At 62.3% G+C, this 12,470-nt stretch carries 13 protein-coding genes and 1 pseudogene; 12 read left to right on the top strand and 2 right to left on the bottom strand.

Annotation, left to right across the window (positions count from 1 at the left end; translation table 11 throughout):
* Positions 1-67: 67 nt before the first annotated feature.
* The 4 genes from PSH80_RS23445 to PSH80_RS23430 all read left to right on the top strand — a co-directional run bounded on the left by PSH80_RS23445 (position 68) and on the right by PSH80_RS23430 (position 2,069).
* Entirely contained in the window at positions 68-430 is a 363-nt protein-coding gene (locus tag PSH80_RS23445) for a CidA/LrgA family protein (protein WP_057438999.1), read from the top strand.
* Positions 427-1,143: an LrgB family protein gene (locus PSH80_RS23440; RefSeq protein WP_305418475.1), complete on the top strand. Its 717-nt coding sequence runs from the start codon at positions 427-429 to the stop codon at positions 1,141-1,143. Before PSH80_RS23445 ends, PSH80_RS23440 begins: the two co-directional genes overlap by 4 nt.
* 21 nt (positions 1,144-1,164) lie before the next feature.
* Complete coding sequence (locus PSH80_RS23435; RefSeq protein WP_057439001.1) at positions 1,165-1,755, top strand: LON peptidase substrate-binding domain-containing protein; 591 nt, start codon at positions 1,165-1,167, stop codon at positions 1,753-1,755.
* A 107-nt stretch (positions 1,756-1,862) separates the two neighbouring features.
* A complete protein-coding gene (locus PSH80_RS23430) occupies positions 1,863-2,069 on the top strand; it encodes a hypothetical protein (protein WP_057439037.1) in 207 nt (68 codons plus the stop codon).
* A 1-nt stretch (position 2,070) separates the two neighbouring features.
* Here the strand turns inward: PSH80_RS23430 and PSH80_RS23425 are convergent, their stop codons facing one another.
* The gene (locus tag PSH80_RS23425) at positions 2,071-3,387 is read right to left on the bottom strand and encodes a bifunctional DedA family/phosphatase PAP2 family protein (protein ID WP_057960708.1); all 1,317 of its coding nucleotides are present in this window, start codon (positions 3,385-3,387) and stop codon (positions 2,071-2,073) included.
* Positions 3,388-3,546: 159 nt separating this feature from the next.
* Positions 3,547-4,230: a DNA-3-methyladenine glycosylase gene (locus PSH80_RS23420; protein WP_128592771.1), complete on the bottom strand. Its 684-nt coding sequence runs from the start codon at positions 4,228-4,230 to the stop codon at positions 3,547-3,549.
* 177 nt (positions 4,231-4,407) lie between these two features.
* On the opposite strand from PSH80_RS23420, the gene PSH80_RS23415 reads away from it, so the two are divergent.
* The 8 genes and pseudogenes from PSH80_RS23415 to PSH80_RS23380 all read left to right on the top strand — a co-directional run bounded on the left by PSH80_RS23415 (position 4,408) and on the right by PSH80_RS23380 (position 12,429).
* Entirely contained in the window at positions 4,408-5,673 is a 1,266-nt protein-coding gene (locus tag PSH80_RS23415) for a glutamate-5-semialdehyde dehydrogenase (RefSeq protein WP_057960706.1), read from the top strand.
* Positions 5,673-6,318, top strand: a pseudogene (nadD, locus tag PSH80_RS23410) (nicotinate-nucleotide adenylyltransferase). The gene PSH80_RS23415 and the pseudogene nadD overlap by 1 nt, the downstream one beginning before the upstream one ends.
* 70 nt (positions 6,319-6,388) lie before the next feature.
* On the top strand, positions 6,389-6,883 hold the full coding sequence (gene rsfS / locus PSH80_RS23405; RefSeq protein WP_032861691.1) for a ribosome silencing factor: 495 nt from the start codon (positions 6,389-6,391) through the stop codon (positions 6,881-6,883).
* Between the two features lie 9 nt (positions 6,884-6,892).
* Positions 6,893-7,360: a 23S rRNA (pseudouridine(1915)-N(3))-methyltransferase RlmH gene (gene rlmH, locus PSH80_RS23400; RefSeq protein ID WP_029292262.1), complete on the top strand. Its 468-nt coding sequence runs from the start codon at positions 6,893-6,895 to the stop codon at positions 7,358-7,360.
* A gap of 15 nt (positions 7,361-7,375) precedes the next feature.
* Positions 7,376-9,271: a penicillin-binding protein 2 gene (mrdA, locus tag PSH80_RS23395; protein ID WP_057960705.1), complete on the top strand. Its 1,896-nt coding sequence runs from the start codon at positions 7,376-7,378 to the stop codon at positions 9,269-9,271.
* 31 nt (positions 9,272-9,302) lie between these two features.
* Positions 9,303-10,406, top strand: coding sequence for a rod shape-determining protein RodA (rodA, locus tag PSH80_RS23390; protein WP_057960704.1), 1,104 nt, complete (start codon positions 9,303-9,305; stop codon positions 10,404-10,406).
* Between the two features lie 17 nt (positions 10,407-10,423).
* On the top strand, positions 10,424-11,434 hold the full coding sequence (gene mltB, locus PSH80_RS23385; RefSeq protein ID WP_057960703.1) for a lytic murein transglycosylase B: 1,011 nt from the start codon (positions 10,424-10,426) through the stop codon (positions 11,432-11,434).
* On the top strand, positions 11,434-12,429 hold the full coding sequence (locus PSH80_RS23380; protein WP_057960702.1) for a septal ring lytic transglycosylase RlpA family protein: 996 nt from the start codon (positions 11,434-11,436) through the stop codon (positions 12,427-12,429). Before mltB ends, PSH80_RS23380 begins: the two co-directional genes overlap by 1 nt.
* The last annotated feature ends 41 nt before the right edge of the window (positions 12,430-12,470 follow it).

The raw sequence follows: 12,470 nt of genomic DNA, 5'->3' as shown, positions 1-12,470 counted from the left end.
TGGCGAATGCCTGTTCATAGGAGCGGCGTGCTTATAATGCCCACGGGCTTTTGGGGGAGAAAAACCCATGTTGTTACGCGGTTTGACATGGCTGGTGTTGTTTCAATTGCTGGGCACGGCAATCAATCACTTGTTCCTGCCGGTTTTGCCGGGGCCGATTGTCGGCCTGCTGTTGCTGCTGGCGTATCTGGTGTGGCGCGGCGAGGTCGGTGAGCCACTGAGCCTGGCGGCCGGCAGCCTGTTGCGTTACCTGCCGTTGCTGCTGGTGCCGCCGGCAGTGGGGGTGATGGTGTATGCCAAGGACATTGCCGCCGACTTCTGGGCCATCGTCGGGGCGCTGGTGTTGTCGCTGGTGATTGCCATGGCCTTTGTCGGCGTGCTCATGCAAAAGCTGGTCAAGCGCCAGGCACAGCGGGAGGAGGGGCAATGACCTTCGATTGGCAGGGCGCGTGGGCCGCGGTGATCCACCATCCCTTGTTTGGCATCGGCATTACCCTGGGTGCCTATCAACTGGTGTTGGCGGGGTTCGAGAAAACCCGCTGGATCTTCCTGCAACCGGTGCTGGTCTCGATGTTGCTGGTGATTGGCGTGCTCCTGGGGTGCGGCCTGACCTATGTCGAATACCGCAAAAGTACCGAGATCATGAGCATCCTGCTGGGCCCGGCCACCGTGGCACTGGCGGTGCCGCTGTACCTGAACCTGCGACGGATTCGCCAGTTGTTCTGGCCGATTTTTACTACGCTGGTGGTGGGGGGCGTGTTTGCCACTGGCCTGTGCATTGGGCTGGGTTGGTGGTTTGGCGCCGAACACATGGTGCTGATGACCATGGGGCCCAAGTCGGTGACCTCGCCCATCGCCATGCTGGTGGCCGAGCAGATCGGCGGCGTCGCGGCACTGGCGGCGGTGTTCGTGCTGATCACCGGGGTCATCGGGGCGATGATCGGGCCGGCCTTTCTGTCGTACCTGGGCGTGCACACCCCGGAGGCGCGGGGCATGGCCCTGGGCATGACCGCCCACGCGGTCGGCACCTCGGTGGCCTTGCAGGAAAGCGAGGAGTGTGGCGCCTTTGCGGCATTGGCGATGAGTTTGATGGGCGTGGCTACGGCAGTATTCCTGCCATTGGCCGTGTCTTTGGCGATTTAAGTCGGGTTTAAGGAACGCTTTATGAGTCTGGCGCTGTTCCCTCTCAATACTGTGCTGTTTCCAGGTTGCACACTCGACCTGCAGCTGTTCGAGGCGCGCTACCTGGACATGATCAGTCGCTGTATGAAAAAGGGCGAAGGCTTTGGCGTGGTGTGCATCCTCGATGGCCAGGAAGTCGGTCTCGCGCCGGACGGCTATGCATTGATGGGGTGCGAAGCGCTGATTCGGGATTTCAAGCAGCAGGACAATGGCCTGCTGGGGATCCGTGTCGAGGGTGGGCGCAGGTTTCGGGTGCGGGAGGCGCAGGTCCAGCGCGATCAACTACTGGTCGCCGATGTCGAGTGGCTGCAAGAGCAGCCCGAGCGCCCGTTGGATGAGGAAGACGCCGACCTGTTGGCCCTGCTGCAGGCATTGGCCGAGCATCCGATGGTCGCCTCACTGGATATGGGCGCCGACGTGCACGGGCAGCAGGAACTGGGCAACCGCCTGGCCTACCTGTTGCCGTTTACCGACGCCGACAAGATCGAGCTGCTGCAGCTCGACGATCCGGTGCTGCGCCTGGATGCGATTCAGGTGCTGCTGGATGAATTGCAGGGCGAGCTGTTCGCTTGAGTGCCGTTATCTCGGAATAATCCGTGACCGCTTCGGATTTTTCATCGTTGCCGCGTGCCCATCGCCTGAAATAGTGGAGGCTCCGCCACCACTATCAGGGAATGAACATGATTCGATTATCGCCATCGGAGCAACTGGTCTGGGACGCATTTTTTGTCAGTGTGACCGCGCAAGTGATTCAGCAGGCCCGCGATCGCGGCCCCGAATACATTGCCGAGCGGGCTGCCGAAATTGCCGATGAAATGTTGCTGGAGCGCCGGGAGCGCTGCGCCGAACGGCGTCACGCTCCCGTGGACTGGGTCGGCCCGGCCTAGCTCAATAAGCGTAGCGCAGCAGGGCATGGGAGGTGCCGGTCAGGGCAAAGAACCCCAGGACCGCCACGCACCCCGGCACGATCAACCACCATACCTTCGGCGCCATGGGCGGCAGCAGGCTGTGGCGCTGGCTCAAGGTCAGGCTGAAGGCGCAGACCGTCATGGCCAGCAAGGTGCCGGCGAGGATATCGCTCGGCCAGTGGGCCCCCAGATATACCCGCGACAACGCAATGGCAGCGGCCGGAATGGCGCCCAATAGCAGCCATGCCAGGCGCATGCGGGTCGGTTGGCCGCGACCGGCCAGCACCGCCAGCGCGAGGAAGAACGCAAACGAGCCAGAGGCGTGGCCGCTGGGCATGCTGAAGCTGGTCAGCGGGTCGACGAGGATTTCTGGCCGGCCGCGGGCAAAGAACAGCTTGCTCCCGGTGTTGATCAGCGCGGCCCCGAGCAGGGTGGCACCGACGAAAATCGCCTGGCGCCATTGTCGCGCCAGCAGCAGCAGGCCGGTCAGCACCGCGCTGGCGACGAACATCTTCTTGAACTCGCCCAACTGGGTGGTCATCACCATGATCCGGTCCATCGCCGGGCCTCGGTGTTCCTGGACCAGGGCCATCAAACCCTGGTCAAAATGGTTCAGGTACGGATAACCGATAAACATCGCGATCAACAACGCCAGGCTGGCGCAGCCCATCCACAACGTGGCCCGGCGATGGCCGCGCAGGGTGCTGTTGAGGGCGATGCCGAACAAGACGGCCAGGCACGCGGCAACCACCCCGGCCTCGGGCCAGAACCCTTCGGGCAGCGGCAACCGAAACGCCGCGCCGGCGGCCCAGCCCGGCAACAGATAGGCGATAGACCAGCCGGTGGCGGCCAGCACGCTAACGGCGGCAAAGCGCGGGAACGGCATATCACACATCCCGGCGACCATGGGCAGCATGGGGCGCAATGGGCCGATGAAGCGTCCTACCAGCAGGCTGACGATGCCGTACTTCTGGAAGTAGGCCTCGGCCCCGTCCATCCACTCGGGATGATGGCGCAAGCCGGGCAGGCGCCGGATGTTCTGGTGGAAATGCCGGCCCAGGTAGTAGGAAATTCCGTCGCCCAAAAGCCCGCCGAGCAAGCCCAGCAGCAGGGTTTCACTCAGGGACAGCGCGCCGCTGCCGGCCAGTGCGGCAATCGCAAACAGCAGCACCGTGCCTGGCACGATAATCCCGGCGATGGCCAGGCATTCCACAAAGGCGACGATAAACACCGCCGCGGCCAGCCATTGCGGGTTAAGGGTCAGCCAGCCAGTAATGCCATCGAGCCATGGGCCCATACAATCCTCTCCATCAGTGGTGATGTCCCTCTATAGGGGCGAGCTTGTGTGGGAGCGGGCTTGCTCGCGATGCAGGCGACTCGGTATGACTGACAGACCGAGGTGATGCTATCGCGAGCAAGCCCGCTCCCACATAAGCCCATTCCTGCAGGGCATATTTCAAATCAAAACGTAATCGCGGCCTTCGACCTGGCCGCGTCGCAACGGGTTCCGTGTGCAATAGGGCGCATAGCCGCCATCGACAAAGCGATACATCAGGTGTTCATCGCGCCCGCCGGGAATGCCCAGGCGGGTGGTCTGGATAATCTGCGTGGGGGCCAGGCCCACATCCTCGACGTACAGCCGCTCCTGGTCGAAGCGCTTGGCGTCCCACATTGGCACCTTTAAACCCAGGGCCTTGCACAGCAGGGTTTGCCCGGCGCAAAGCTTCTGGGCCGGGCGCGGACGGCCGCTGGCGTCGGGGTTGTTGAGGAGCATTTGCGCCAGGCTGGCAGGCCCTGATACCTCATCCACCCAGGGGTAGGCCGACTTGATCAGCACGGCATTGCCTGGCCCCTGGGCACTGAAGTTCAGGGAGTCACCGCCACGGGCGTAGTACATATAGATGTGGCCGCCATCCAGAAACAAAGCCTTACGCTTTTCTGTGTAGCCGAGGGACGCATGGCTGCCTTTTTCGGCCAAATAATAGGCTTCGGTTTCAATAATTCGCGCCGACAGCCACAACTCGCCGACCCGATGGCGGATGACTTTGCCCAGCAAATCTTTCGCGAGCGTTTGCGCGTCGCGGTCGAAAAAGCCATCCGGCAGGGGGTTGGCGGGGAGCTTTGGGGGAGAACTGGACATGACGATGGACGGTTGCGCAGGCCAAATGTGACAGGATGATATCAACTTCAGCCTTAATCACCGCTGAACGTCGAGTTTTTACAGTTCATTTCGACCATCCGCCCCTCACCGCTGTCCGTAGGACGGCGCGACAGCTATAATCTGCTGCTTTCCTCTTTGCCAAGACCCCACCAGACCATGACTGAGTCCGTTCTTGACTACATGACCCGCCTGGGTCGCGCTGCCCGTCAGGCCTCGCGGTTGATCGCCCGTGCGAGCACCGCGCAGAAGAACCGTGCCCTGCTGGCGGCCGCCGATGCTCTGGATGCCTCGCGCTCCGAGTTGACCGCTGCCAACGAGCTGGACCTGGCCAACGGCCGGGCCAATGGTCTGGAGCCGGCATTGCTGGATCGCCTGGCGCTGACGCCGGCCCGTATCGACGACATGATCGAAGGCTTGCGCCAGGTGGCCAAGCTGCCGGACCCCATCGGTGAGATCCGCGACATGCGCTACCTGCCGTCAGGTATCCAGGTCGGCAAGATGCGCGTGCCCCTGGGCGTGATCGGCATCATCTATGAGTCGCGGCCCAACGTGACCATCGACGCCGCGAGCCTGTGCCTGAAGTCCGGCAACGCCACCATCCTGCGCGGCGGCTCCGAAGCGATCCATTCCAACCGCGCCATCGCCGCCTGCATCCAGCAAGGCCTGGCCGTGGCCGAGTTGCCGGCTGAAGTGGTGCAAGTGGTGGAAACCACCGACCGCGCCGCCGTCGGGGCGCTGATCACCATGCCGGAGTTTGTCGACGTAATTGTTCCACGCGGCGGCAAGGGCCTGATCGAACGTGTCAGCCGCGATGCCAAGGTGCCAGTTATCAAGCACCTGGATGGCGTCTGCCATGTGTTTATCGACGTGGCGGCCGATCTCGACAAGGCGATCCGCATTGCCGATAACGCCAAGACCCACCGCTACGCGCCGTGCAACACCATGGAAACCCTGTTGGTCCACGCCGGCATTGCCGAGCGCGTGTTGCCGCCGCTGGCTGCAATCTACCGTGACAAAGGCGTGGAGTTGCGGGGTTGCGAGCGTACCCGGGCATTGCTGGGCAGCGACGTGATCGAAGCCACCGAGCAGGACTGGTACACCGAATACACGGCGCCGATCCTGTCGATTCGTATCGTCGATGACCTGGACCAGGCCATCGAGCACATCAATACCTACGGCTCCAAGCATACCGACGCCATTGTTTCCGAGCATTTCAGCGATGCCCGGCGTTTCCTCACCGAAGTAGACTCTGCTTCGGTGATGATCAACGCCTCGACGCGTTTTGCCGACGGCTTCGAGTACGGCCTGGGGGCGGAGATCGGGATTTCCACGGACAAGCTGCATGCCCGTGGCCCGGTGGGCCTGGAAGGCCTGACCAGCGAGAAGTACGTGGTCTTTGGCGATGGTCATGTGCGCACTTGATGGGTAAACGCATCGGGCTGCTCGGCGGTACCTTCGACCCCGTGCACATCGGCCATTTGCGCAGTGCCCTGGAAGTGGCGGATACCCTCGGGCTGCAAGAGCTGCGGCTGATCCCCAATGCCAGGCCGCCGCACCGGGACACACCGCAGGTCAGCGCGCAGGAGCGCCTGGCGATGGTGCAGTGTGCGGTGGCCGGGATTGCCCCGTTGGTGGTGGACGACCGCGAGCTCAAACGCGATAAACCGTCCTACACTATCGACACCCTGGAAACAGACGCGGGCCGAGTTGGCCGCCGATGACCAGTTGTTTCTGCTTTTGGGCTGGGACGCATTTTGCGGACTGCCCACTTGGCATCGCTGGGAAGAGTTGCTCCAGCATTGCCACATCCTGGTTTTGCAACGCCCGGATGCCGACAGCGAACCGCCGGATGCCTTGCGCAACCTGCTGGCAGCGCGGTCGGTAAGTGACCCACAGGCCCTGACCGGGCCGAGCGGGAATATTGCATTCGTCTGGCAGACCCCGCTTGCGGTGTCCGCCACCCAGATCCGTCAACTGCTGGCCAGCGGTAAGTCGGTACGTTTCCTGGTGCCTGACGCGGTCCTGGCCTACATCGATGCGCACGGGCTTTACCGTGCGTCGAACTGAAAAGGCGCGCTTGAAGGCACGAATAGTCGTGTATTGAAGCGCCCGAACTAATGAGCAAAACGAGTTTTATATGACGAACAAAGACGTAAGCAAAGTTAAGCGCAAAGGCACGTTCAAGAGCGCACCGTTGCCAGTGGAAGCCCTGCTGGTCCCGGCCCCTGAAGGCGAAGCGCTGGTTGCGCTGGCCGTAGCCGCCCTGGAAGACGTGAAGGCCCAGGACATCCAGGTCCTGGACGTGCGCGACAAGCAAAGCATCACCGATTTCATGATCATCGCCACCGGTACCTCCAACCGCCAGATCGGCGCAATGCTGGACAAGGTTCGCGAAGCCGTCAAAGCCCAGGGCGTCAAGCCACTGGGTGAAGAAGGCAAGGGCGATAGCGACTGGGTGCTGGCTGACCTGGACACCGTGATCGTACACATGATGACCAGCAACGCTCGCCAGTTCTACGACCTGGAGCGTCTGTGGAAAGGCGCCGAGCAGAGCCGTGCTGCCGATGGCAAGCACCACAGCCCTGAAGTCGGTCACGCGCACTTCGACAAGCTCAACAAAGACCAGGAATAAGGAACGGCTGTGCGCCTGCGTCTGATCGCTGTCGGTTCACGCATGCCCAAGTGGGTGGAAGAAGGCTGGCATGAGTATGCCAAGCGTCTGCCATCCGAATTGGCGCTGGAACTGGTGGAAATACCCCTCAACACCCGGGGCAAGAACGCCGATGTGGCGCGCTTTATCCGTCAGGAAGGCGAGGCGATGCTGGCCAAGGTCGGTGCCAACGAGCGCATCGTCACCCTTGAGGTGCACGGCAAACCCTGGAGCACCGAGCAGTTGGCGGTGGAACTGGATCGCTGGCGCCTGGATTCGCGCACGGTCAACTTCATGGTCGGCGGCCCCGAGGGGTTGGCGCCGGAAGTCTGCGCGCGGGCCGATCAGCGCTGGTCGCTGTCGCCCCTGACGTTGCCCCATCCGCTGGTGCGGATTCTGATTGGTGAACAGCTGTATCGCGCCTGGACAGTCCTGTCCGGGCACCCTTACCACAAATAGTCTGCGCCCTGCCTGATGACCCAGCCGATCCGCATCAAGGACCACGAGAAAGACGCACGTCTTGTACGCGCGCGCGTGATCTTTGGCGCGATCGCGGTGGTGGCGTTGATGTGCGTGTTGATCGCCCGTCTGTATTACCTGCAGGTGATCCAGTACGAGTATCACTCCACGTTGTCGGAAAACAACCGGGTGCATGTGCAGCCGATCCCGCCGACCCGTGGCCTGATTTTCGACCGCAATGGCGTGGTGATTGCCGATAACCGGCCCAGTTTCAGCCTGAGCATGACCCGCGAACGGTCCGGTGACTGGCAGCAGATCCTCGATGTGATTGTCGAGGTGCTGCAACTGACGCCGGAAGACCGGGCGATCTTCGAGAAGCGCATGAAGCAGGGGCGGCGCCCGTTTGAACCGGTGCCGATCCTGTTTGAGCTGACTGAAGAGCAGATCGCCAGGATCGCCGTGAACCAGTTCCGCCTGCCGGGGGTGGAGGTGGTGGCGCAACTGGTGCGGCATTACCCGCAGGGGGCGCACTTTGCCCACTCGGTCGGTTATATGGGGCGGATCAACGAAAAAGAGCTGAAAACCCTCGATCCGGTCAATTACAGCGGCACCCACCATATCGGCAAGACCGGTATCGAGCGCTTCTACGAGCCGGAGCTGCACGGCCAGGTGGGTTACGAGGAGGTCGAGACCAACGCCCGTGGCCGCGTGCTGCGGGTGCTCAAGCGCACCGACCCGATTCCCGGCAAGGACATTGTTCTGAGCCTGGATATCAAGCTGCAGGAGGCCGCGGAAATGGCCCTCGGCGGGCGTCGTGGTGCGGTGGTCGCGCTGGACCCGAACACCGGCGAGGTCCTGGCCATGGTCAGCCAGCCGAGTTTCGACCCCAACCTGTTTGTCACCGGGATCAGCTTCAAGGCCTATGCCGAGTTGCGTGATTCCATCGACCGGCCGTTGTTCAACCGGGTGCTGCGCGGTCTGTATCCACCGGGTTCGACCATCAAGCCAGCGGTGGCGATTGCCGGCCTGGATGCCGGTGTCGTGACTGCTTCCAGCCGGGTCTACGATCCGGGTTACTACATGTTGCCCAACTACGATCACAAATACCGTAACTGGAACCGTACCGGCGACGGCTATGTGGATCTGGATATGGCGATCATGCGTTCCAACGACACCTACTTCTATGACCTGGCCCACAAGCTGGGGATTGATCGTTTATCGACCTACATGGGCAAGTTCGGCCTCGGTCAGAAAGTGTCCCTGGATATGTTTGAAGAGTCCCCTGGCCTGATGCCGTCCCGCGAGTGGAAGCGCGCCACCCGGCGCCAGGCCTGGTTCCCCGGTGAGACGCTGATCCTGGGGATCGGCCAGGGCTATATGCAGGCCACGCCCTTGCAACTGGCCCAGGCCACGGCGCTGGTGGCCAGCAAAGGCAAGTGGATTCGTCCGCACCTGGCCAAGACCATCGAGGGTGAACAGCCGGTGGATGAAAACCCGATCCCCGACATCGTCCTGCGCGACCCGTCCGACTGGACCAAGGTCAACCACGGCATGCAACAAGTGATGCACGGCGCGCGAGGCACGGCGCGCAAGGCGGCCATTGGCGCGCAGTATCGGATTGCCGGCAAGAGCGGGACTGCCCAGGTGGTCGCAATCAAGCAGGGCGAGAAATACGACCGCTCCAAAGTCCAGGAACGCCATCGCGACCACGCCTTGTTCGTCGGTTTCGCCCCGGCCGACAACCCGAAAATCACCGTGGCGGTGATGGTCGAGAACGGCGAGTCCGGTTCCGGCGTGGCCGCCCCGGTGGTGCGCCAGATCATGGATGCCTGGTTGCTGGACCAGGACGGCAAGCTCAAGCCTGAGTTTGCCAACCCTTCAAGCGCGGAGGCTACGGCCCGTGAAGAGTAATTTCGACCGCATTCTCTCCAGTGAGGATGTGATGCGCCGCCGCGCCACCTTGTTGCAACGCATGCACATTGATGGCCCGTTGCTGATCCTGCTGCTGACCCTGGCAGCCGGTAGCCTGTTCGTGCTGTATTCGGCCAGTGGCAAGAACTGGGACCTGTTGATCAAGCAGGCGTCCTCGTTTGGCCTGGGCCTGTTGTCGATGGTGGTTATCGCCCAGTTGGAGCCGCGCTTCATGGCGCGCTGGGTGCCGCTGGGGTATGTCGTCGGGGTGCTGCTGCTGGTGGTGGTGGACGTCATGGGGCACAACGCCATGGGCGCCACCCGTTGGATCAATATCCCGGGGGTGATTCGCTTCCAGCCGTCGGAATTCATGAAAATCCTCATGCCGGCCACCATCGCCTGGTACCTGGCCAAGCGCACCTTGCCGCCGCAGCTCAAGCATGTGGGGATCAGCCTGATCCTGATCGGCATTCCGTTCATTCTGATCGTGCGCCAGCCGGACCTCGGCACCGGCCTGCTGATTCTTGCCGGCGGTGCATTCGTGTTGTTCATGGGCGGCCTGCGCTGGCGCTGGATTGTCAGTGTGCTGGTGGCGGCCGTGCCGGTGGCTGTCGCCATGTGGTTCTTCTTCATGCACGACTATCAGAAGCAGCGGGTCCTGACCTTCCTCGACCCTGAGAGCGATCCGCTGGGCACCGGCTGGAACATCATCCAGTCCAAGGCGGCCATCGGTTCCGGTGGCGTGTTTGGCAAGGGCTGGTTGCTGGGCACCCAGTCGCACCTGGACTTCCTGCCGGAAAGCCACACCGACTTTATTATCGCGGTGATGGGTGAGGAGTTCGGCCTGGTGGGCATCTGCGCACTGTTGCTGATCTACTTGCTGTTGATCGGGCGTGGCTTGGTGATTACCGCGCAAGCGCAGACGTTGTTCGGTAAATTGCTTGCCGGCGCGCTGACAATGACTTTTTTTGTTTACGTTTTCGTCAACATCGGTATGGTCAGTGGCCTGCTGCCGGTGGTTGGGGTGCCGTTGCCGTTCATTAGCTACGGCGGAACTTCGTTGGTGACATTACTGTCAGCGTTTGGGGTCTTGATGTCGATCCATACCCATCGCAAGTGGATCGCACAGGTTTGAATAAGGTGAAGATGTCAATGCAAGCAATGCGTGGCTGGGCTGCTCGGTATGCGTCCTGTCTGGGCTTGGTGGGCGCCTTTGGCGCTGCACAGCCAGCCCTGGCCGGCGATTACGACGGCTCGCCCCAGGTCGCCGAGTTTGTCGGCGAGATGACGCGTGACTATGGTTTCGCCGGCGAACAACTGATGGGCGTGTTCCGCGAGGCTCAGCGCAAGCAGTCGATCCTCGACGCGATCTCTCGCCCCGCCGAGCGCGTCAAACAGTGGAAGGACTATCGCCCGATGTTTCTCACCGACGCCCGGGTGGCGCGGGGTGTGGACTTCTGGCGCCAGCACGAGGCCGTACTGGCCCGTGCCGAGCAGGAATATGGCGTGCCGGCCCAGGTGATCGTGTCGATTATCGGCGTTGAAACCTTTTACGGGCGCAATACCGGCAGTTTCCGGGTGATCGACGCCTTGTCGACCCTGGGCTTCGATTACCCGCCCCGTGCCGAATTCTTCCGCAAGGAACTGCGCGAGTTCCTGCTGCTGGCCCGTGAAGAGCAGATCGACCCATTGACCCTCAAAGGCTCGTACGCCGGGGCCATGGGCCTGCCACAGTTCATGCCGAGCAGCTTTCGCGCCTACGCCGTGGATTTCGACGGTGATGGCCATATCAATATCTGGAGCAACCCCGATGATGCCATCGGCAGTGTTGCCAGCTACTTCAAACGTCACGGCTGGGTGGCTGGCGAGCCGGTGGTGATTCGCGCCGATGTCACGGGCGATCGCGCCGATGAAGGCCTGACCCAGGGCATCGAGCCGGTGAAAACCGTCGGGGAGTTGCGGGCGCTGGGCTGGTCAAGTCATGATGCGCTGCGCGATGATATACCGGTTACCGCCTTTCGCCTGGAGGGCGCAGACGGCCCGGAATACTGGATGGGCCTGAAGAATTTTTACGCAATCACGCGTTATAACCGCAGTGTGATGTACGCCATGGCCGTACATCAGCTGTCAGACATGCTGGTTCAAGCACGGGGCGTCAAGTAATGCGGGTATCGCCGATCAATAAACCGCTCAAGCTGGTGGCGCTTGCCGCATTGTCCTTGCTGGTTGTCAGTTGCTCCACCAGCCGTGCGCCGGCGCAGAAGGCCGGTGGCCCGGTAGTCCGCGCGCAGCCGGGGCTGGATATCAACCGGGCTCACAAGGACGGCGCGCCGTGGTGGGACGTTGACGTCTCGCGCATCCCGGATGCCACGCCGACCCTGCATACCGGCAACTATAAGGCCAACCCCTACACGGTACTGGGCAAGACCTACTTTCCGCTGCAGGAATCCAAGAACTATGTGCAGTCGGGTACCGCGTCCTGGTACGGCACCAAGTTCCACGGGCAGAACACCGCCAACGGCGAGGTGTATGACCTGTACGGCATGAGCGCGGCCCACAAGACCTTGCCGCTGCCGGCCTATGTACGGGTGACCAACCTGGACAACAACCGCGTGGTAATCCTGCGGGTCAACGACCGTGGGCCGTTCTACTCCGACCGCATCATCGACTTGTCCTACGCAGCCGCGAAAAAACTCGGCTATGCCGAATCCGGCACGGCGCGGGTCAAGGTTGAAGGCATCGACCCGGCCCAGTACTGGGCCCAGCGCGGCAAGCCAGCGCCATTGATGCTCAACGAACCACAGAGCGCACAACCGCAGATCACCGCTTCGGCAGGCAAGGTCGAGCAGTGGACGCCGCCGCCCCAGCAGCACGCCGCGCCAGTCGTGGCCGTGCCACAGGCGGCGCCGGGCAATGCAGCGGGCGGGCAGTACCTGCAAGTCGGCGCTTTCGCCAACCCGGATGCGGCAGAACTGTTAAGGTCCAAGCTCAGCGGGATGGTCAGCGCGCCAGTCTTTATCAGCTCCATTGTGCGTAACCAGCAGACCCTGCACCGGGTACGCCTGGGCCCCATCGGCTCGGCGGGTGAGATTGCCCAGGTACAGAACAGCGTGCGATTGGCCAACCTGGGCCAGCCCAGCGTGGTCGGCGCCGAATAAGCAGTAGCGGATCGAGGGTGCTGGCGCGCTTGCGCGCCGGG

This window comes from Pseudomonas sp. FP818 (assembly GCF_030687335.1).
GTDB lineage: Bacteria > Pseudomonadota > Gammaproteobacteria > Pseudomonadales > Pseudomonadaceae > Aquipseudomonas > Aquipseudomonas shahriarae.
The sequence above is the reverse complement of the archived record's forward strand: the minus strand, read 5'-3'. Positions and strand labels throughout refer to the sequence as shown.